Origin of the sequence: Streptomyces sp. NPDC047043, from assembly GCF_040644055.1 — a bacterium.
Taxonomy (GTDB): Bacteria; Actinomycetota; Actinomycetes; order Streptomycetales; family Streptomycetaceae; genus Streptomyces.
In genome coordinates, this window is sequence record NZ_JBEYVO010000027.1 from 73,806 (window position 1) to 92,358 (window position 18,553).

Annotated in this window: 20 protein-coding genes; 12 read left to right on the top strand and 8 right to left on the bottom strand. The window is 71.2% G+C overall.

What is annotated here, in order from left to right; all coding sequences use genetic code 11:
- Positions 1 to 420 precede the first annotated feature (420 nt).
- From ABZ880_RS36020 to ABZ880_RS36030, 3 genes are all read left to right on the top strand, one after another.
- A complete protein-coding gene (locus ABZ880_RS36020; RefSeq protein WP_361271902.1) occupies positions 421 to 1,152 on the top strand; it encodes an ABC transporter permease in 732 nt (243 codons plus the stop codon).
- A gap of 53 nt (positions 1,153 to 1,205) precedes the next feature.
- Positions 1,206 to 1,565 (top strand): DUF779 domain-containing protein, encoded by a 360-nt coding sequence (locus ABZ880_RS36025; RefSeq protein ID WP_361271905.1) that lies wholly within the window; start codon positions 1,206 to 1,208, stop codon positions 1,563 to 1,565.
- Positions 1,566 to 1,757: 192 nt separating this feature from the next.
- Positions 1,758 to 2,912 carry a phosphodiester glycosidase family protein gene (locus tag ABZ880_RS36030; protein WP_361271908.1) on the top strand — a complete coding sequence of 385 codons (1,155 nt, stop codon included), beginning with the start codon at positions 1,758 to 1,760 and terminating at the stop codon, positions 2,910 to 2,912.
- Positions 2,913 to 2,924: 12 nt separating this feature from the next.
- On the opposite strand, the gene ABZ880_RS36035 is transcribed toward ABZ880_RS36030, so the two are convergent.
- The 6 genes from ABZ880_RS36035 to ABZ880_RS36060 form a co-directional block, all read right to left on the bottom strand.
- Positions 2,925 to 3,119: a hypothetical protein gene (locus tag ABZ880_RS36035; protein WP_361271911.1), complete on the bottom strand. Its 195-nt coding sequence runs from the start codon at positions 3,117 to 3,119 to the stop codon at positions 2,925 to 2,927.
- 108 nt (positions 3,120 to 3,227) lie between these two features.
- Positions 3,228 to 4,091: a phosphatidylinositol-specific phospholipase C/glycerophosphodiester phosphodiesterase family protein gene (locus ABZ880_RS36040; protein ID WP_361271914.1), complete on the bottom strand. Its 864-nt coding sequence runs from the start codon at positions 4,089 to 4,091 to the stop codon at positions 3,228 to 3,230.
- Between the two features lie 184 nt (positions 4,092 to 4,275).
- On the bottom strand, positions 4,276 to 5,349 hold the full coding sequence (locus ABZ880_RS36045; RefSeq protein ID WP_361271916.1) for an acyl-CoA dehydrogenase family protein: 1,074 nt from the start codon (positions 5,347 to 5,349) through the stop codon (positions 4,276 to 4,278).
- Entirely contained in the window at positions 5,346 to 6,527 is a 1,182-nt protein-coding gene (locus ABZ880_RS36050) for an acyl-CoA dehydrogenase family protein (RefSeq protein ID WP_361271919.1), read from the bottom strand. The genes ABZ880_RS36045 and ABZ880_RS36050 overlap by 4 nt, the downstream gene beginning before the upstream one ends.
- A complete protein-coding gene (locus ABZ880_RS36055; protein ID WP_361271922.1) occupies positions 6,527 to 7,507 on the bottom strand; it encodes an NADPH:quinone oxidoreductase family protein in 981 nt (326 codons plus the stop codon). Before ABZ880_RS36055 ends, ABZ880_RS36050 begins: the two co-directional genes overlap by 1 nt.
- Before the next feature lie 98 nt (positions 7,508 to 7,605).
- Positions 7,606 to 8,178, bottom strand: a complete 573-nt coding sequence (locus tag ABZ880_RS36060; RefSeq protein ID WP_361271925.1) for an XRE family transcriptional regulator — start codon at positions 8,176 to 8,178, stop codon at positions 7,606 to 7,608.
- Between the two features lie 63 nt (positions 8,179 to 8,241).
- Between ABZ880_RS36060 and ABZ880_RS36065 the strand changes: the two genes are divergently transcribed.
- The 5 genes from ABZ880_RS36065 (at position 8,242) to ABZ880_RS36085 (ending at position 13,006) form a co-directional block, all read left to right on the top strand.
- Positions 8,242 to 9,159 carry an NAD(P)/FAD-dependent oxidoreductase gene (locus ABZ880_RS36065; RefSeq protein WP_361271928.1) on the top strand — a complete coding sequence of 306 codons (918 nt, stop codon included), beginning with the start codon at positions 8,242 to 8,244 and terminating at the stop codon, positions 9,157 to 9,159.
- Between the two features lie 103 nt (positions 9,160 to 9,262).
- Entirely contained in the window at positions 9,263 to 10,801 is a 1,539-nt protein-coding gene (locus ABZ880_RS36070; protein WP_361271931.1) for an ATP-dependent DNA ligase, read from the top strand.
- Complete coding sequence (locus ABZ880_RS36075; protein WP_361271933.1) at positions 10,798 to 11,274, top strand: NUDIX domain-containing protein; 477 nt, start codon at positions 10,798 to 10,800, stop codon at positions 11,272 to 11,274. Before ABZ880_RS36070 ends, ABZ880_RS36075 begins: the two co-directional genes overlap by 4 nt.
- A gap of 75 nt (positions 11,275 to 11,349) precedes the next feature.
- Positions 11,350 to 12,744: an NADP-dependent succinic semialdehyde dehydrogenase gene (locus ABZ880_RS36080; RefSeq protein WP_361271936.1), complete on the top strand. Its 1,395-nt coding sequence runs from the start codon at positions 11,350 to 11,352 to the stop codon at positions 12,742 to 12,744.
- A 25-nt stretch (positions 12,745 to 12,769) separates the two neighbouring features.
- Positions 12,770 to 13,006, top strand: coding sequence for a DUF6213 family protein (locus tag ABZ880_RS36085; RefSeq protein WP_361271938.1), 237 nt, complete (start codon positions 12,770 to 12,772; stop codon positions 13,004 to 13,006).
- 6 nt (positions 13,007 to 13,012) lie between these two features.
- Here the strand turns inward: ABZ880_RS36085 and ABZ880_RS36090 are convergent, their stop codons facing one another.
- Complete coding sequence (locus ABZ880_RS36090) at positions 13,013 to 13,678, bottom strand: transcriptional regulator (RefSeq protein ID WP_361271940.1); 666 nt, start codon at positions 13,676 to 13,678, stop codon at positions 13,013 to 13,015.
- A gap of 137 nt (positions 13,679 to 13,815) precedes the next feature.
- Here ABZ880_RS36090 and ABZ880_RS36095 point away from each other — a divergent pair, with 137 nt between their 5' ends.
- The 4 genes from ABZ880_RS36095 to ABZ880_RS36110 all read left to right on the top strand — a co-directional run bounded on the left by ABZ880_RS36095 (position 13,816) and on the right by ABZ880_RS36110 (position 17,107).
- Positions 13,816 to 14,943, top strand: a complete 1,128-nt coding sequence (locus ABZ880_RS36095) for a type III polyketide synthase (RefSeq protein ID WP_361272203.1) — start codon at positions 13,816 to 13,818, stop codon at positions 14,941 to 14,943.
- Complete coding sequence (locus ABZ880_RS36100) at positions 14,936 to 16,150, top strand: cytochrome P450 (protein ID WP_361271942.1); 1,215 nt, start codon at positions 14,936 to 14,938, stop codon at positions 16,148 to 16,150. The genes ABZ880_RS36095 and ABZ880_RS36100 overlap by 8 nt, the downstream gene beginning before the upstream one ends.
- A 7-nt stretch (positions 16,151 to 16,157) precedes the next feature.
- Positions 16,158 to 16,679, top strand: a complete 522-nt coding sequence (locus tag ABZ880_RS36105) for a cupin domain-containing protein (RefSeq protein WP_361271945.1) — start codon at positions 16,158 to 16,160, stop codon at positions 16,677 to 16,679.
- Positions 16,680 to 16,810: 131 nt separating this feature from the next.
- Positions 16,811 to 17,107: a hypothetical protein gene (locus ABZ880_RS36110; protein ID WP_361271947.1), complete on the top strand. Its 297-nt coding sequence runs from the start codon at positions 16,811 to 16,813 to the stop codon at positions 17,105 to 17,107.
- A 62-nt stretch (positions 17,108 to 17,169) separates the two neighbouring features.
- On the opposite strand, the gene ABZ880_RS36115 is transcribed toward ABZ880_RS36110, so the two are convergent.
- Positions 17,170 to 18,399 carry an acyl-CoA dehydrogenase family protein gene (locus ABZ880_RS36115; protein WP_361271950.1) on the bottom strand — a complete coding sequence of 410 codons (1,230 nt, stop codon included), beginning with the start codon at positions 18,397 to 18,399 and terminating at the stop codon, positions 17,170 to 17,172.
- Positions 18,400 to 18,553 lie beyond the last annotated feature (154 nt).

Genomic DNA, 18,553 nt, shown 5'->3' on the forward strand with positions numbered 1-18,553 from the left:
CGGTCGGGCTGGGCCTGGCCCGCCCGTTCGCCCACCCGGCGCGCACGGTCTCGATGGTGGCCGCCGTTGTGTTCGGCGCGGCGGCGATCACCTTCACCACCGGTCTGTCCGCCTCGCTGGGCGAGGTGATCGCGGCCAAGAACCACAACGCCGCAGATGTCACCGTCGGCGAGGCCGGCCCGGCGGGCGGCGTGCACGTCGCTCCCGGCGGCGGGCGACCGACCCCCGCCGATCCGGCCGCGGTCGCCAGGGCCATCGAGGACCGGTCCGGCACCCGCCGGTACTACGGCACCGCCACGACACCGGCGGCCCTGCCGGGCGTGTCCGGAGAGATCAACCTGGTCATGTACGACGGGGACGCCTCCTGGGGCGGCTTCCGCATGGTCTCGGGAAGGTGGATGCGCGGGGGCGGGCGAAGCCGTGGCCGCGACACCGGTCCTGACCGCCGCCGGAGCAGAGGTCGGCGACACGATCACACTGACCGTGCAGGGCAAGCCGGTGCCCGTACGGATCGTCGGCGAGGTCCGCGACACCAGCGAAGGCGGCACGCATGTCTTCATCGACGCGGCGACGCTGAAGTCCGCCGTACCGGACCTGAAGCCGACGTCGTACTCCATCGACCTGAAGGCGGGCACCGACACGGACGCCTACATCAAGACGCTCAACGCGGCGCTCAAACCGCTGGGCGTCTCCGCGACCGGCGACAAGTACGTCAACGGCAGCGACCCCGTCACCGTCCTCAACGCCCTCACCGCGTTCCTCACCGCGCTGCTCGTCTCGGTGGCCGCGCTCGGCGTGCTCGGCGGCGTCGTCCTCGACACCCATGAACGCATCCGGGACCTCGGCGTGCACAAGGCCCTCGGCATGACGCCCCGTCAGACTGTCGCCATGGTCGTCACCTCGGTCGTGCTGCCCGGCCTCGTCGGGGGCGCGCTGGGCGTGTGGCTCGGGGTAGCGGTGCTCGACGCGGTGGTGCCGGCCATGGGGCGCAGCACGGGCCTGCGGCTGCCCGGATCGGTCATCGCCGTCTACGGCGCGCCCCAACTGCTCCTGCTCGCCCTGGCCGGCACGGCAATCGCCGTCCTGGGCTCGCTCCTGCCGGCCGGCTGGGCGGCGCGCATCCGCACGGCGGCGGCACTGCCCACCGAATGACACATCAGGTGCGTGCAACCCTCTCGCAACCTTGGCCGTGCTGCCCTGGACGCATGCATGACGAGACCCCGCGCGTCGAGCTCACCCCCGCGGCCGCCGACCTGATCCGCCGTCTGGCGGCGGAGCACGGCCCGCTGATGTTCCACCAGTCCGGCGGCTGCTGCGACGGCAGTGCGCCCATGTGCTACCCGGAGGGCGAGTTCCGCACCGGCGGCTCGGACGTGCTGCTGGCGGAGCTGCAGGTCGAGGGGGTGGCGCGGCCGGTGACGTTCTGGATGTCGCGCAGCCAGTACGAGGTGTGGAGCCACACCCGGCTGATCGTGGACGTCGTAGCAGGCCGCGGCAGCGGTTTCTCGCTGGAAGCACCCGAGGGGGTGCGTTTTCTCACCCGTTCTCGCGTAGTCGGCGCATAGCCATCCCGCGGGCCACCGTCGTCTGGTGCACTTCCCCTGAGACCTGAGACAGTTGACGATCCCTCAGGGGGAACTGTGACGCATCGTCAGAAGCGTTTCGCAGCAAGCAGATTCGGTAGATCCGAACTGACGTCGGGTAGATCGGTACTCGCGTTTCTCACGGCATTCGGCGCGCTGGCCGGTGCGGCCCTGGTGGGGGCGGCACCGGCCGGCGCCGCGCAGGGCGCCGGCACGATCGCGCCGGGAGTCACCTACAAACAGTTCGACGTCCAGGGGGCCAGGGGCCTGACCCACGCCCATCTGCTCACCGTCGACCTGAGCAACACCCGCGTACGGCTCGACCTGCTGTACCCGGGAGCGGTGGCGGCCCGGTCCGCGGTGTCCAAGCTCGCCGACGCGCAAGGCGCCGTCGCGGGCATCAACGGCGACTTCTTCAACATCTCCGAGACCCAGCACCCGGGCGTCGAGGCGACGGGCTCGACCAACGGGCCGGCAATCGCGAGCGGGCACGTGCTCAAGGCGTCGGTGCCGGACGGCCAGCGCTTCGGCCCGGCGATGCCGCCCGGCACCACCACCCGGGACGTGCTCGGCGTGGGCACCGACCGCAGGGCACGCATGGACAGCATGAGCCTCACCGGGTCGGTCCGCACACCGGTCGGGCGGCTGCCGCTCGGCGGGCTCAACCAGTACGCGCTGCCGGTGGATTCGATCGGCGCCTTCACCTCCGACTGGGGCAGCGTCTCCCGGGTCCGCGCCACCTGCGGCACGGACGAGGAGCGGGCCGCGCCCTGCAGCGAGGACACCTACGAGGTGACGATCCGCGGCAACCGGGTCGTCTCCACCGCCGACACCCCGGGCAAGGGCGCCATCGCCGCGGGGACCACGGTGCTCGTCGGCCGGGAGGCGGGCGCGCAGCGGCTGCGGAAGTTCTTCAAGGGCGAGCCGGTGACCGTCTCGCACCGGCTGGTGGCGTCGACGTCCCGGGTCCCGTACCGCTTCGCGCTCGGCGGCTACCCGGTACTGAAGGGCGGCAGTCCGCTGGCCGGCCTCGACAACACGGCCGCGGCGGTGCGCACCGCCGTCGGCATCGCGAACGGCGGGAAGCGGCTGCTGCTGTTCGCCCTGAACGGTGCGCCCGACTACCGCAGCAAGGGTCTGACGATCGCCGAAGTGGCTGCGGAAATGCGGGCGTTGGGCTCGGTCGACGCCTTCAGCCTGGACGGCGGCGGGTCGACGACACTGGTCGCCCGGGAGCCGGGGTCGAGCGCCGTCTCCGTACGGAACCATCCGTCCGGCGATGCGGAACGCCCGGTCCCCAACGGCATCGGGGTGTTCCAGACGTCGTAGCCGCCGCAGAGGTCACGGCCGCAGGCTGCCGACGATGTCGGCCGTGGCGGTGACGCCGCTGTGAATGGTGGGCGCGATGCTCGTGCTGGCCAGATAGAAGCCGAGCAGCGCGCACACCAGCGCGTGGGAGACCTTCAGCCCGCCGTTGCGCATGAAGATCACCGCCAGGATCAGCAGCAGCACCACCACAGAGATGGAAATCGCCATCGTCAGCCTCCTCCGCCACGCCGCAGGTCGGTTCGCGGCATTCGGCCGTAAGTGTGGCGTAGCGGAGGGTTCGTCCGGGCGGCTGACCTGTCCGCCGAATGGATGGTTCTACGCGGCCCGACGGGCGTCGAGGAAGGCCTCCAGGCCGGCCAGGTCGTCGGTGTTGAAGTAGTCGACGTCGGCGGCGAGCAGTTCGGTCCACAGCGCGTCGCGGGCGGGGCCGGCCACGTCCGGGGTGTTCCAGAAGCGCACCTTCTGCCCGCGGGCGTGCGCCTGGCCGATGATGCCCCGCAGCTTCTGCCGCTCGGCGTCCGGGAAGGCGCCCTCGCCCAGCCAGGTGAAGTTGAGCTGCCAGTTGTCGGAGATCAGCGGGACGAAGGAGGCGGGCGCCGAGGTGCCGAGGTCGATGAGCCGGCCGTCGTAGAAGGCGCGGCGCACGGTCTGGGCCTCCATGGGCGTACGGGCCGCGCGGTCGCCGGAGATGACGTTGGTGACCGCGCCGGGGTGGACGCGGCCGTGGGCGTATGTGGTGAACAGGTGCTTGTAGCGCTGGAGATGGCGGTCGAGTTCGAGGTACGTCGACGAGCCCTCGGTCTTGATGTCGATGAGCAGCTGCAGCGGCCTGCGGTAACCCCGGTACACCGAGCCGTGGTTGGCCTTGACGATGGCCGCCAGCGGGTCGAGGTAGAGGGACTCCAGTGTCCGCGTCGGGTCCAGGTCGTCCACCGTGTGGCCGATCAGCAGCTGGTCGCCGACGAGGAAGATGTCGGCCTCGACGCTGCCGAAGCGGTGGTCGAGGGCGTCGAAGAGGGGCCGCGTGTGCTCGTAGTCGTTGTGGGCGTGCGCGCGCCACAACGGGCGCGGACCGCGCCCGTGTTCACCGGCCACCGCCCGGCCGGCGGGCAGCGCGAGGGTGCCCGCGAGCGCGGCGCCGAGGGTGCTGAGGGCTCTGCGACGAGTGGTGAGGGCCATGCTCTGCCTCCCTTTGAGGGCCATGTGGGACGACAGCGAGTATGGGGTCCCAAGGTCCGCAAAGAGCATGTCCCGGACAGGAGTTGGCCGGACTGCCGCCGTGCGTTCACCCCCTCCCCGGCGGGCACACGAAAAAGCCCGCCCCAGGTGGGGCGGGCTTTCCCGGTGTGTCTGAAGGTGTACGTCAGGGGGCTTGGAGGTCCACCAGTTCGGCCAGGGTGGCGCGGTGGGCGCCGGCCGTGCCGTAGGCGATCGAGTCGGCCTTGGCCCGCTTGAGGTACAGGTGTATCGGGTGCTCCCAGGTCATGCCGATACCGGCGTGCAACTGCAGCGCCTCCTCGGCGGCATGTACGGCGACCTGGGCCGCGTAGGCCTGTACGACGGCGACCGCCACGTCGACGTCCTGGCCGGTGGCGAGCGCGTCGGCGGCGTTGCGGGCGGCGGCGCGGAGGTTGACGACCTCCAGCCACAGCTGGGCGAGCCGGTGCTTGAGTGCCTGGAAGCCGCCGACGGGCCGGTTGAACTGCTTGCGCTCCTTGAGGTAGCGCACCGTCTCGGTCAACGCCCAGTCGGCGAGCCCGAGTTGCTCGGCGGCCAGCAGTCCGGCGCCGGCGCGCAGGGCCCGTCGTACGGCGGCCTCGGCGTCACCGATCCGGCGCCCGTTCGCCCCGTCGAGGATGACCCTCGCGAGGGGCCGGGTGAGGTCGAGGGAGGTCTGCGGGGTGACGGTCGCGGCGTCCGCGTCGACGGCGTACAGCCCGCCGTCCGCCGCAGGCACCAGCAGCACGTCGGCGACGGCGGCGTCCGCGATGCCGGTCAACTCCCCGTGCAGGGTGCCGTTTTCGAGCCGCACGGCCTTGTAGGCGCTGCCCGGAGCCACGCTCAGCGCGACCGCAAGGGCACCGATCTTCCGGCCCGATGCCAGGTCGGCCAGCAACCCCTCGTCGCCGCATTCCAGCAGCGCTTCGGTGGCCACGACGGCGCTGGTCAGATACGGCACGGGGGCGACCGCGCGGCCCAACTCCTCCAGGACCACGGCGACTTCGCGGTGCGTGGCGCCCTGGCCGCCCTGCGCCTCGGGCACCAGCAGGCCCGCGAGGCCCATGCCGTCGGCGAGGGCCTTCCAGGCCGCGAGGTCGTGCGGGGCACCGGACTCGGTGCGGGCGATGACGCCGGGGGCGTCGCAGTGGTCGGCGAGCAGGTCCCGTACGGCCGCCCGCAGCGCCTCTTCCTCCTCCGAGTACAGCAGGTCGGTCATCGGGCGAGGTCCTTCCAGGCGACGTCCTTGTCGGTGCGCGGCTCGGACGGCAGGCCCAGAACGCGCTCGGCGACGATGTTCAGCAGGACCTCGCTGGTCCCGCCCTCGATGCTGTTGCCCTTGGAGCGAAGGTAGCGGTAGCCGGCCTCACGTCCGGTGAAGTCCACCAGCTCCGGGCGGCGCATGGTCCAGTCGTCGTACAACAGGCCCTCCTCGCCGAGGAGTTCGACCTCCAGGCCGCTGATCTCCTGGTTGAGGCGGGCGAAGGCGAGCTTCATGCCGGCGCCCTCGGGGCCGGGCTGCCCGGCGACGAGCTGCTGGCGCAGACGCTCGGCGGTGAGGCGGGCGACCTCGGAGTCCACCCACAGCTTCAGCAGCCGCTGGTGCAGGTCGTGGGTGCGCAGCTCCGGGCGCTCGCGCCAGGTCTTCGACACCGGGGCGATCATGCCGCCCTCGCGGGGCAGCCGCATGCCGCCGATGGCGACGCGTTCGTTGTTCAGGGTGGTCTGCGCGACGCGCCAGCCGTCGCCGATCTCGCCGAGGCGGCGGGAGTCGGGGATGCGGACGTCGGTGAGGAAGACCTCGTTGAACTCGGCCTCGCCGGTGATCTGGCGCAGCGGCCGGACCTCGACGCCGGGGTCGGTCATGTCGCACAGGAAGTAGGTGATGCCCGCGTGCTTGGGCACGTCCGGGTCGGTGCGCGCGATGAGGATCGCCCAGCGGGCGACGTGGGCGCTGGACGTCCACACCTTCTGCCCGTTGACCACCCAGTCCTCGCCCTCACGGAGGGCGCGCGTGCCGAGCGCCGCGAGGTCGGATCCGGCGCCGGGCTCGCTGAAGAGCTGGCACCAGACCTCCTCGCCGGTCCACAGCGGCCGCAGGAAGCACTGCTTCTGCTCCTCGGTGCCGTACTTCAGGATCGTCGGCGCGGCCATGCCGAGGCCGATGCCGATGCGCCGCGGGTCGTTGTCGGGGGCGCCCGCGGCCTCCAACTCGGCGTCCACTACGGCCTGGAGGGAGCGGGGAGCGCCGAGCCCGCCGAGGCCCTCCGGGTAGTGCACCCAGGCGAGTCCCGCGTCGAAGCGGGCCTTGAGGAAGTCCAGGCGGTCGGTGGTGGCCGGCGGGTGCGCGGTCAGCAACTCCCGTGTCCGGCTCTGCAGTTCGGCTGCGTCGGTCATCAGGCGGCTCCGTTCTCCTGCGACAGCGAGGGCAGCACGGCCACCCGGCCGGTGGTCACACCGTCGCCGACGCGCTGCACGGCGTCCGCGGCCCCGCCGAGCGGTACGCGCTCACTCACCAGCGGTTTGATGGCGCCCCGGGCGGCCAGCTCGGTGAGCTGCTCGTGGCAGTGCGCGATCAGCTTCGGGTTCTTGGTGCCGTACAGGCCCCAGTGCAGTCCGAGGATCGAGTAGTTCTTCACCAGGGCGTGGTTGAGGCCCGGGCTCGGGATGACCCCGCTCGCGAAGCCGACGATCACGATCCGTCCCTCGAAGGCGACGACCTTGGTGGACTGGGTGTAGGCCTCGCCGCCGACGGGGTCGTAGATCACGTCGGCGCCCCGGCCGCCGGTGGCCTCCTTCACGGCGGCGATGACGTCCTCGGCCTTGCGGTCGATGACGACGTCGCAGCCCAGCTCCCTTGCCGCGGCGGCCTTGTCGGCGCCGCCGACGACGCCGATGACCCTTGCGCCGGCCGCCTTGCCGAGCTGCACGGCCGCGCTGCCGACCCCTCCTGCGGCAGCGTGGACGAGCAGCGTCTCGCCGGCTTCCAGGTGGGCCCGGCGGTGCAGGCCGAACCAGCCCGTCTGGTAGCCGATGTGCAGGGCGGCGGCCTCGGCGTCGTCGAGCGACTCGGGCACCGGCAGCAGCGCGGCGGCGTCCGCGACGGCGTACTCGGCGAATCCGCCGTGCGGCAGCGCGGGGTTGGCGATCACCCGGCGGCCGTCCTCGGTCTCGCCGCAGATCTCCACGCCGGGCGTGAACGGGAGCGGCGGCCGGACCTGGTACTGGCCCCGGCACATCAGCACGTCCGGGAAGTTGATGTTGGCGGCACGCACCTTCAGCAGGACCTGGCCGTCACCGGGCGTGGGCCGCTCCACCTCCTCGAGCCGCATCACCTCGCTCGGCTCGCCGATCTCGTGCACTTGCCATGCCTGCATGCGGTGCCTCCACGGGACTGCGTTGTCGTGCCGGAGTCTGACCGGGGTCGTTACGCATACTAAGCGGTCGCTTGCCCGGGAGGGAACAGTAGCGCGCGTCACTTCCGCAGGGGCTTCGCCCGTACGTGCATCCGCTCCCCCTGCGGCCCGAACAGGCTCAGGAACTCCGCCGGCCCCTCCCCCGTCGACCCGAACCAGTGCGGCACCCGAGTGTCGAACTCGGCCGCCTCCCCGGCGGACATCACCACGTCGTGCTCGCCGAGGACCACCCGCAGCCGCCCCGACAGGACGTACAACCACTCGTAGCCCTCATGGGTACGCAGTTCGGGCTCCTCTTTCCGTTGCGGTACGAGCACCTTGTAGGCCTGGAGCCCACCGGGCTGCCGGGTGAGCGGCCAGTAGGTGCGTCCGTGCCGCTGAAGGGGCTTGGCCCGCACCCGCGGGTCCCCCACCGGCGGCGTCCCGACCAGCTCGTCCAGCGGCACCTGGTGTGCCTGGGCGATCGGCAGCAGCAGTTCCAGGCTGGGCTTGCGCAGGCCGGACTCCAGGCGCGAGAGGGTGCTGACGGAGATACCGGTCGTCTCGGAAAGCGCCGCCAGGGTCACCTCCCGCTCCTTCCGGATCCGTCGCAGCCGGGGGCCCACATCGGCGAGAACGTCTTCGGTGCTCATGCTCGTATTGCAGGATCGGCAAAGATGTTTGTCAATCCCGCACCTGCGGAGCACGGTGTCGGCATGACCGAGACATACGAAGTGATCGTGATCGGCGGCGGCGCGGCGGGTCTGTCCGCGGCTCTCGTGCTGGGCCGGGCCCGTCGCCGCACCCTGGTCGTCGACGCGGGCGAGCCGCGCAACGCGCCTGCCGCCCGTATGCAGGGCTATCTGTCCCGGGACGGGATGCCGCCGGCCGAGTTCCTGGCGATCGGCCGCGAGGAGATCGCACAGTACGGCGTGGAGCTGGTCCGGGACCGGGCGGTGGACGTCACCGAGGACTTCGTGGTCACTCTGGCGAGCGGGCGGACCGTACGGGCCCGCCGCCTGGTGATCGCGACCGGGCTCAGGGACGGGCTGCCCGAGGTCCCGGGCGTTGCCGAGCGCTTCGGCCGGGACGTGCTGCACTGCCCGTACTGCCACGGCTGGGAGGTGCGCGACCAGGCCTTCGGCGTGCTCGCGACGACCCCGATGAGCGCGCACCAGGCGCTCATGGTGTCGCAGTGGTCGAAGGACGTGACCCTCTTCCTGCACACGGTCGCCGAGAAGGAACTGTCCGACGACGATCTGCGCAGGCTCGCGGCGGCCGGGGTGAAGGTGGTGCCGGGCGAGGTCGCGGAACTGGTGGTGGAGGAGGACCGGCTCACCGGCGTACGCCTGGCGGACGGTACGACGCATGCGCGCGAGGTCGTCTTCACCGCGCCCCGCGCCATCCCGCAGACCGGGCTGCTGGAGCGGCTGGGCGCCGAACTCCAGGAGACCCCCTTCGGCGCGTACCCGGTCGTCGACCCGACCGGGCTCACCTCCGTGCCGGGCGTCTGGGCGGTCGGCAACGCGATGGGCTTCGCCGAGCAGGTCGTGAACGCGGCGGCCGGCGGCTACCGCGCGGGCGCCACGATCAACGCCGACCTGCTGATGGCCGCCCTGGACGCAGCCTCCTAAAGGGGCGCGGGGAACTGCGCGACCGGCCACAACGGACCCGCAGCCGAAATCCGTCCCCTTCGCCGGCGTGCAAACCCAGCGGAGCGCACCGCACCATGGCTGCATGCTGCTTGCCCGGCTGGCCCAAGTGTCCCAGGAGGTCGCCGCCACCTCGGCGCGGTCCCGGAAGATCGCTCTGCTCGCCGAGCTGTTCCGGGACGCCGAGGCGGACGACGTGCCGATCGTGATCCCGTATCTGGCGGGACGGCTGCCGCAGGGGCGGCTCGGTGTCGGCTGGAAGGTGCTCAGCCGCCCGGTCGCCCCGGCCGCGGAGCCGACCCTGACCGTGCGCGAGGTGGACGCCCTGCTCAGTGCGCTCGGCAAGGTCGCGGGCGCCGGTTCGCAGGCCGAACGGGCGCGGCTGGTCGGAGAGTTGATGGGCGCGGCGACGGAGGACGAGCAGCGGTTCCTGTTCGGCCTGATCACCGGCGAGGTGCGGCAGGGCGCCCTGGACGCGGTGGCCGTCGAGGGCCTGGCGCAGGCGACCGAGGCGCCGCCCGCGGACGTACGCCGGGCGGTGATGCTCGCCGGCTCCCTGCAGCCCGTGGCGCAGGCTCTGCTCGCGGACGGCCCGGCGTCCCTGGACCGCTTCCGGCTCACCGTCGGCCGCCCGGTCCTGCCGATGCTGGCGCACAGCGCCTCCTCGGTGGCCGAGGCGGTCGACAAGCTCGGTGCCTGCGCGGTCGAGGAGAAGCTGGACGGCATCCGCGTCCAGGTCCACCGGGACGGCGACACCGTACGGATCTACACCCGCACCCTCGACGACATCACCGACCGCCTGCCCGAACTCACCGCCGCAGCCCTGGAGTTGAGCGGCCGCCGGTTCATCCTCGACGGCGAGGTGATCTCCTTCGGCGAGGACGGGCGGCCCCGCTCCTTCCAGGAGACCGCCGGGCGCGTCGGCTCGCGGGTGGACGTGGCGACGGCCGCGGAGACGGTCCCCGTCTCCCCCGTCTTCTTCGACGCCCTGTCCGTCGACGACCGCGACCTGCTCGACCTGCCCTTCGCCGAACGGCACGCGGAGCTGGCCCGGCTGGTCCCCGAGCCGATGCGGGTGCGGCGCACGCTGGTGTCCGGCCCGGAGGACGTGGCCGAGGCGGACGGCTTCCTCTCCGCCACCCTGGAGCGCGGCCACGAGGGCGTCGTGGTCAAGGCCCTCGACGCCGCCTACAGCGCGGGCCGGCGCGGCGCGTCCTGGCTGAAGGTCAAGCCCGTGCACACGCTCGACCTGGTGGTGCTCGCCGCCGAATGGGGCCACGGCCGCCGCACCGGCAAGCTCTCCAACCTCCACCTCGGGGCGCGCAACGCCGACGGCTCCTTCGCCATGCTCGGCAAGACCTTCAAGGGCATGACCGACGCGATGCTCACCTGGCAGACCGAACGCCTCCAGGAGCTGGCCACGGACACCAACGGCCACGTGGTGACCGTACGCCCCGAACTCGTCGTGGAGATCGCCTACGACGGCCTGCAGAAGTCCACCCGCTACCCGGCCGGCGTCACCCTCCGCTTCGCCCGCGTGGTCCGCTACCGCGAGGACAAGCGCCCCGAGGAGGCGGACACGGTCGAGACACTGCTCGCCGCGCACCCGGAGGTGAAGCCATGAGCGCCGCCAAGGGCAAGCGCAGCGCCGGCCTGCTGTTGTTCCGGCACACCGACGACGGCCTGGAGGTATTGCTCGGCCACATGGGCGGGCCGTTCTTCGCCAAGCGGGACGCCGGGGCCTGGACCGTGCCGAAGGGCGAGTACGAGCCCGAGGAGGAGACCGCCTGGGACGCCGCCCGGCGTGAGTTCCAGGAGGAGCTCGGCCTGGAGCCGCCCGACGGCGAGGCGGCGGAGCTGGGCGAGGTCCGGCAGACCAACGGCAAGACCGTCACGGCCTGGGCGATCGAGTCCGACCTCGACCCGGCGACGATCGCCCCCGGCACGTTCCGCATGGAGTGGCCGCCGAGGTCCGGGCAGCTCCAGGAGTTCCCGGAACTGGACCGCGTCGAGTGGTTCGCACTCGACCGGGCCAGGGAGGTGATCGTGAAGGCCCAGGCCGCGTTTCTGGACCGGCTGGCGGAGCACTCGCCCTGAGCAGACGCACACGCGTTGCGGTCGCCCGCGGTGCGCGGGAAGGTCGTATCACAGAGCCGCCCCAGGAGGTCAGCCATGCCCATCGCGACGGTGAACCCGGCGAACGGCGAGACGCTCAAGACGTACGAGGCCATGGGCGAGGAGGAGCTCGAGCGCCGGCTCCAGCTCGCGGAGGCGACGTTCCGCACGTACCGGACGACGCCCTTCGCCGAACGCGCCCGCCTCATGAACAAGGCGGCCGGGCTGCTCGAACAGATCCAGCAGGACATCGCCCGCGTGATGACCACCGAGATGGGCAAGCCGGTCAAGCAGGCCCGCGCGGAGGCCGCCAAGTGCGCCAAGGCGATGCGCTGGTACGCCGACCACGCCGAGGAACTGCTGGCGGACGAGGAGCCCGCCGACTCCGACGTGAAGGACTCCGGCGCGTCCCGCGTGCGCGTGCGCTACCGGCCGCTCGGGCCCGTGCTCGCCGTGATGCCGTGGAACTTCCCGCTGTGGCAGGTGATCCGGTTCGCGGCGCCCGCGCTGATGGCGGGCAACGTGGGCCTGCTCAAGCACGCCTCCAACGTCCCGCAGACCGCCCTGTTCCTGGAGGACCTCTTCCACCAGGCGGGCTACCCCGAGGGCTGCTTCCAGACCCTGCTGATCGGCTCCGGCGCGGTCGACGACATCCTGCGCGACGAACGGGTCAAGGCGGCCACGCTGACGGGAAGCGAGCCCGCGGGGCGCGCGGTCGCCTCCACCTCCGGGGAGATGATCAAGAAGACGGTGCTGGAGCTCGGCGGCAGCGACCCGTACGTCGTCATGCCGTCCGCCGACATCGACCGGGCCGCGCAGATCGCGGTCACCGCGCGCGTGCAGAACAACGGACAGTCGTGCATCGCCGCCAAGCGGTTCATCGTGCACACGGACGTCCACGACGCCTTCGCCGAACGTTTCGTCGAAGGCATGAAGGCGCTCAAGGTCGGCGACCCGATGGAGGAGGACACGGACGTCGGGCCGCTCTCCAGCGAACAGGGACGGACCGACCTGGAGGAACTGGTCGACGACGCGACGCGCAGCGGGGCGACGGCACTGTGCGGCGGCCATCGGCTGCGCCGGCCCGAGCTGCCCGGCTGGTACTACCCGCCCACCGTGCTCACCGGCATCACCCGCGAGATGCGGATCCACCGCGAGGAGGCCTTCGGGCCGGTCGCCACGCTGTACCGCGCGGCCGATCTCGACGAGGCCGTGCTCATCGCCAACGACTCGCCGTTCGGGCTGAGTTCCAACGTGTGGACGCGGGACGAGGCGGAGGTGGACCGGTTCGTACGGGATCTGGAGGCCGGCGGCGTGTTCGTCAACGGGATGACCGCCTCCCACCCGGCCTTCCCGTTCGGCGGGGTCAAGCGGTCCGGATACGGGCGTGAGCTGTCCGGGCACGGAATCCGGGAGTTCTGCAACATCACTACGGTTTGGCACGGTGCGTGAGCGCTGCGCGGCTAACATCCCGGTTGTGAACCGCGAAGTGACTCTGCCTCTGATCGTCGATGACCGCGGGACCTTGCAGGTGGCTGCCGCCGATGTGAGCAAGTTGTTGCGGACCGTGGGTGGGCGATGGCTGCACCTTGTCGAGGCCGGGGAGCATGGGCTGGACGAGGACACGGTGGCTGCGCTGACCATTGAGCTGGCGAAGCTTGCCGACCGGATCGACGTGGCCTGCATCGCTCACAGCAGCGGGACTGCGCCGTAGGGGCGGTCAGGCTGCCCGCGCTTGAAGGGTCTCCCAGAACATCGCCTCGTAGCTTTGCAGCAAGCGGCCGTACGCGTGTGCGCGTTCCTCGTTCAGGTAACCCGCGTCCAGGCCCGCCTGGACCGCTGCCGTTGCCCTCCGGTCCAGGTCGGGGGCCGGCTCCGCGAAGAAGTCGAAGAAGGCGCAGGCCTCGTCGCCGAAGCCGTAGTGGACTCGTAGGGCCTGGGCGATCTTCGCGCAGTAGCCGCCCCACGCCGAAAAGTTGACGGTGATCGCCAGGACCGTGTCGGTCGGGGAGGCGTTGAGGGCGAGCCAGGACACGTAGGACGGGTAGGCCTGGCAGCCCGGGAGGGGGTCGTAGGCGCGAGCGCGGGGCTCGTCCACGCCGCAGGCCGCCGCGAACGGCTTCAGGCGCTCCCACGCCAGGGCCTCGCCCTCGGCGAGCAGCTCGAAGAACCCGGCGGCCTCGGGTTCCTCCGTCCCACGCTCGGCCAAGTGGTGGAAGGCGCGGCGGTCCGCGGGGATCACCCAGCGCTGTTCCAGGGCCAGCGTGGCGAGGGTGTCGCGGGAGGCCTCGCCCCGGGCGATCAGCGGAACCAGGGGGTTGGCCTGCGGGTCCGGGGCGAGCTTCGCCGTGGTCGTCGCCAGAAGTTCCGTGGCCGTACGCGTCATCGCGTCCTCCGTCGGTTCGGGTACGGGGCCTGCTCCTTCGACCCTGACACGGCGTCCCCGATACGGAGTAGTTCGGCGCGAGATCGCCGTGGGGTCGGGTGATCGTGGGTGAACCACCCGCTGCGGTGATCCACTTTCTGACCGGGGGGCGCAGGCCTTCCGGACGGCGAAAGCAGGCACGGTTCATGGCGACTTTGTGCAGACCCTCGGTGTCCGTACCAGAGCACGTGATCACGATGGAGGAGACACTGGAGCTGGCACGCTCCCGCCACGCAGACCACCCTCAACTGCCGCTGGCCCTCCGGCTGATCGAGAACACCGGCGTCCGCACGCGGCACATCGTGCAGCCGATCGAGGAGACTCTCAAGCACCCCGGCTTCGAGGAGCGCAACAAGATCTACGTGGCCGAGGCGAAGGCCCGGGTGCCGGAGGTCATCCAGCGGGCGCTCGACGACGCCGAGGTGCTGGCCACCGATATCGACGTGATCATCTACGTCTCCTGCACGGGCTTCATGATGCCGTCGCTGACCGCCTGGCTGATCAACGAAATGGACTTCGCCTCCACCACCCGTCAGATACCCATCGCCCAGCTGGGCTGTGCGGCCGGCGGCGCGGCGATCAACCGCGCGCACGACTTCTGCACGGCCTATCCCGACGCCAACGCACTGATCGTGGCCTGTGAGTTCTGCTCGCTGTGCTACCAGCCCACCGACCTGGCCATCGGATCCCTGCTGTCCAACGGCCTGTTCGGCGACGGGATCGCCGCCGCGGTGGTGCGGGGCCGGGGCGGCGAGGGCATCGAGCTCGAGCGCAACGGCTCGTACCTGATCCCCAAGACCGAGGAGTGGATCATGTACGACGTCCGGGCCACCGGGTTCCACTTCCTGCTGGACAAGCGGGTGCCGGGCACCATGGAGCCGCTGGCGCCGGCGCTGCAGGACCTGGCCGGGCTGCACGGCTGGGACGCCGCCGACCTGGATTTCTACATCGTTCACGCGGGCGGCCCCCGCATCCTCGACGATCTCAGCAAGTTCCTGCAGGTCGACCCGCACGCCTTCCGGTTCAGCCGGGCCACCCTCACCGAGTACGGCAACATCGCCAGCGCCGTCGTCCTGGACGCGCTGCGGAGGCTGTTCGACGAGGGCGGTGTCCACGACCGGGCGCGCGGGCTGCTCGCCGGGTTCGGTCCCGGCATCACCGCGGAGATGTCCCTGGGCCGCTGGCGCAGCCGGGACGAAGAGAAGGCGTGGTCACACCATGGCTGAGGAAACCCTCACCGAGACGCTTCCCCCGGTCCGGCACTGGCCGGCCCTCGACCTGACCGGCGTCGACTTCGACCCGGTGCTGACCGAGCTGATGGCCGAGGGACCCGTCACCCGGATCCAGCTGCCCAACGGCGAGGGCTGGGCCTGGCTCGTCACGCGCCACGACGACGTGCGCATGGTGACCAACGATCCCCGCTTCAGCCGCGAGGCGGTCATGGACCAGCCGGTCACCCGGCTCGCCCCGCACTTCATCCCGCAGCGGGGCGCGGTCGGCTTCCTCGACCCGCCGGACCACACCCGGCTGCGCCGCTCGGTGGCCGCCGCCTTCACCGCGAAGGGCGTCGAGCGGGTGCGCGAGCGGTCCCGGCGGATGCTCGACGAGCTGGTCGACGAGCTGCTGCAGGACGGGCCGCCGGCTGACCTCACCGCGAGCGTCCTGACCCCCTTCCCCATCGCCGTGATCTGCGAGCTGATGGGCGTCCCGGCCGCCGACCGGCAGGGCATGCACACCTGGACGCAGCTGATCCTGTCCTCCTCGCACGGCGCGAAGGTCAGCGAGAAGGCGAAGAACGAGATGGGCGCCTACTTCGCCGACCTCATCGGGCTGCGGGAGGGCAGCTCCGGCGAGGACGTGGCGTCGCTGCTGGGTGCCGCCGTCGGCCGCGGCGAGATCACCCTGGAGGAGGCCGTCGGCCTCGCGGTGCTGCTGCAGATCGGCGGAGAGGCGGTCACCAACAACAGCGGGCAGATGTTCTACCTCCTGCTGACCCGCCCGGACCTCGCCGCACGGCTGCGCACCGAGCCGGAGATCCGCCCCCAGGCCATCGACGAGCTGCTGCGCTACATCCCGCACCGCAACGCGGTCGGCCTGTCCCGCATCGCCATGGAGGACGTGGAGATCAAGGGCGTACGGATCCCTGCGGGCGACCCGATCTACGTCTCCTACCTGGCCGCCAACCGCGACCCGGCCGTCTTCCCCGACCCCGAGACCATCGACCTCACCCGCGCCCCGAACCCCCATGTGTCGTTCGGCTTCGGCCCGCACTACTGCCCGGGCGGCATGCTGGCCCGTCTGGAGTCCGAGCTGCTGGTCGACGCGCTGCTGGACCGGCTGCCGGGTCTCACGCTCGCCGTGGAGCCCGGCCAAGTTCCCTTCAAGAAGGGCGCGTTGATCCGGGGCCCCGAAGCACTGCCGGTCACGTGGTGAGCGGGCGATGACCGCGACGGAGGGGCTGCTGGTGCCGCCGGGGCACGGCCGGGTCGTCCAGACCCCGGCCCAGCGCGTGACGTTCAAGGTGACCGGCACACACTCGCGCACGGCGTCCACCTTCGAGGTCGAGGTGCCGCCCGGCTTCGACGTCGGCGCCCATGTGCACACCCGCAGCGAGGAGTTGTTCTACGTGCTCGAGGGCGAACTGGACGTGCTCGCCTTCGAGCCCTGCATCCGTACCCCCGACAACTGGCAGAGGTGGGAGTCGCGTTCGGGCAACCGCGTGGTGCGCGCCACCCCGGGCACGGTCATCGTCGTACCGCCGGGCTGTCCGCACGCGTTCGCCAACCCGACGGACCGGCCCGCGAAGATGTTCTTCCAGGCGTCCCCGCCACCCGACCACGAGCGCTACTTCGAGGAGCTCCTGGAGATCCTGGGCAGCGGGGCACCACCGGACCACCGGGCCATCGAGGACCTGCGGCGGCGCTACGACATCGAGCAGCTGACGCCTCTACGACACCGCTGACCTCGCCCGTCGTGCACGGGCGGGGCTCGGCGTGTGCGCCCTTGTCGGAGCCCGGCCCTCCGCGGATGCTGCGGTCTTCAACTGCGGCCGGACCTCGGGGGGTTGCTGTGCTGTGTCCGCGATGTGGTGGCATGAACATCGAGAAGGTGGCGCACCGGTGGAAGTCGTTGCCGGAGGGTTCGCCGGCGAAGGCGGAACTTGCGCCGCCGGAGGTGGTGAAGGCGAAGTATCTGGGTGTGCTCGCGGCGATGGTGGGCGGTTTCTGGGTGATGGTGTCGGGCGGCGTCCTGCTCGGCCTGCTGGTGGCGGTCGGTGGTCTGCTGTGGGGGGTGTTCACGTCGCGGGAGGCGTCCGCGTCCCTGGCGGCCCGGAGCCGCTGGAGCCGTGAGGTGATCTGCCTGGCCTGCCTGCACCGGTGGGTGCCGTAGCCGTGGACGCAGTGGGCCCCCGGCCGGTAGCGGCCGGGGGCCCACTCGCAGGACCGAAGGGGCTAGCGGATCGGCATGCCCGAGAGGGTACGGGCGATCACCAGCCGCTGGATCTCGCTCGTGCCCTCGAAGATCGTGTAGATCGCGGCGTCACGGTGCATCCGCTCCACCGGGTACTCCCGGGTGTAGCCGTTCCCGCCGAGGATCTGCACCGCCTGGGCCGTGACCTTCTTCGCGGTCTCGCTCGCGAACAGCTTGGACATGGAGCCCTCGGCGGCCGTGAACTGCTTGCCGTTGACCGCCATCCAGGAGGCGCGCCAGACCAGCAGACGAGCCGCGTCGATGGAGGTGCGCATGTCCGCGAGCTGGAAGGCGACGCCCTGGTTGTCGATGATCGGGCGGCCGAACTGCTCGCGGGTCTTGGCGTAGTCGAGGGCCACCTCGTACGCGGCGCGGGCGGTGCCGACCGCCATCGCGCCGACGGCCGGGCGGGACGCCTCGAACGTGGCCATCGCGGCGTTCTTCACGCGCTCGCCGTTGCCGGCCTTGGCCCGCTCGCGGGCACGGGCGAAGCGCTCGTCGAGCTTCGCCTTGCCGCCGAGGAGGCAGGAGCCGGGCACGCGCACGTTCTCCAGGACGACCTCGGCGGTGTGCGAGGCGCGGATGCCGTGCTTCTTGAACTTCTGGCCCTGGGACAGCCCGGGCGTGTTCGGCGGGACGATGAAGGACGCGTGGCCCTTGGAGCCGAGCTCCGGGTCGACGACGGCCACGACCACGTGGACGTTGGCGATGCCGCCGTTGGTCGCCCAGGTCTTGGTGCCGTTGAGCACCCACTCGTCCTTGGCCTCGTCGTACACGGCACGCGTACGCATGGAGGCCACGTCGGAACCGGCGTCGGGCTCGGAGGAGCAGAACGCGGCGACCTTGACATCGTTGGCGTCCCCGTACATCTGGGGGATCCAGGTGCCGATCTGTTCCTCGGTTCCGTTGGCGAGAACGCCCACGGCGGCCAGACCCGTGCCTACGATCGACAGGGCGATGCCCGCATCGCCCCAGAACAACTCCTCCATGGCCATCGGGATACCGAGGCCGGTGGGGTCGAAATACTGCTGGGCGTAGAAGTCGAGGGAGTAGATGCCAACCTTCGCGGCCTCCTGGATGACCGGCCAGGGAGTCTCCTCACGCTCGTCCCATTCGGCGGCCGCGGGGCGGATCACGTCGGCCGCGAAGCCGTGCAGCCAGTCCCGGACCTCCTTCTGTTCGTCGTTGAGCTCCATGGTGAACTCGGCCATGACCCCTCCAGCGGCGGCACATTTGCTTGTTACTAGCGGTAACCCTAGTTTGTTACCCGCGGGTAGGAAAAGTCAACTCCTGATGACGCCTCGGCAACCCGTTCGATGCAGGGTGCAGGCTGAGTGTTAGTTTGCGCAGGCGTTACCGAATCAG

Coding starts and splice junctions, on each gene's coding strand:
- ABZ880_RS36025 (WP_361271905.1), top strand. CDS start 1,206: ATGCATGACGAGACCCCGCGCGTCGAGCTCACCCCCGCGGCCGCCGAC.
- ABZ880_RS36035 (WP_361271911.1), bottom strand. CDS start 3,119: ATGGCGATTTCCATCTCTGTGGTGGTGCTGCTGCTGATCCTGGCGGTG.
- ABZ880_RS36040 (WP_361271914.1), bottom strand. CDS start 4,091: ATGGCCCTCACCACTCGTCGCAGAGCCCTCAGCACCCTCGGCGCCGCG.
- ABZ880_RS36045 (WP_361271916.1), bottom strand. CDS start 5,349: ATGACCGACCTGCTGTACTCGGAGGAGGAAGAGGCGCTGCGGGCGGCC.
- ABZ880_RS36050 (WP_361271919.1), bottom strand. CDS start 6,527: ATGACCGACGCAGCCGAACTGCAGAGCCGGACACGGGAGTTGCTGACC.
- ABZ880_RS36055 (WP_361271922.1), bottom strand. CDS start 7,507: ATGCAGGCATGGCAAGTGCACGAGATCGGCGAGCCGAGCGAGGTGATG.
- ABZ880_RS36060 (WP_361271925.1), bottom strand. CDS start 8,178: ATGAGCACCGAAGACGTTCTCGCCGATGTGGGCCCCCGGCTGCGACGG.
- ABZ880_RS36065 (WP_361271928.1), top strand. CDS start 8,242: ATGACCGAGACATACGAAGTGATCGTGATCGGCGGCGGCGCGGCGGGT.
- ABZ880_RS36070 (WP_361271931.1), top strand. CDS start 9,263: ATGCTGCTTGCCCGGCTGGCCCAAGTGTCCCAGGAGGTCGCCGCCACC.
- ABZ880_RS36075 (WP_361271933.1), top strand. CDS start 10,798: ATGAGCGCCGCCAAGGGCAAGCGCAGCGCCGGCCTGCTGTTGTTCCGG.
- ABZ880_RS36080 (WP_361271936.1), top strand. CDS start 11,350: ATGCCCATCGCGACGGTGAACCCGGCGAACGGCGAGACGCTCAAGACG.
- ABZ880_RS36090 (WP_361271940.1), bottom strand. CDS start 13,678: ATGACGCGTACGGCCACGGAACTTCTGGCGACGACCACGGCGAAGCTC.
- ABZ880_RS36100 (WP_361271942.1), top strand. CDS start 14,936: ATGGCTGAGGAAACCCTCACCGAGACGCTTCCCCCGGTCCGGCACTGG.
- ABZ880_RS36105 (WP_361271945.1), top strand. CDS start 16,158: ATGACCGCGACGGAGGGGCTGCTGGTGCCGCCGGGGCACGGCCGGGTC.
- ABZ880_RS36110 (WP_361271947.1), top strand. CDS start 16,811: ATGAACATCGAGAAGGTGGCGCACCGGTGGAAGTCGTTGCCGGAGGGT.
- ABZ880_RS36115 (WP_361271950.1), bottom strand. CDS start 18,399: ATGGCCGAGTTCACCATGGAGCTCAACGACGAACAGAAGGAGGTCCGG.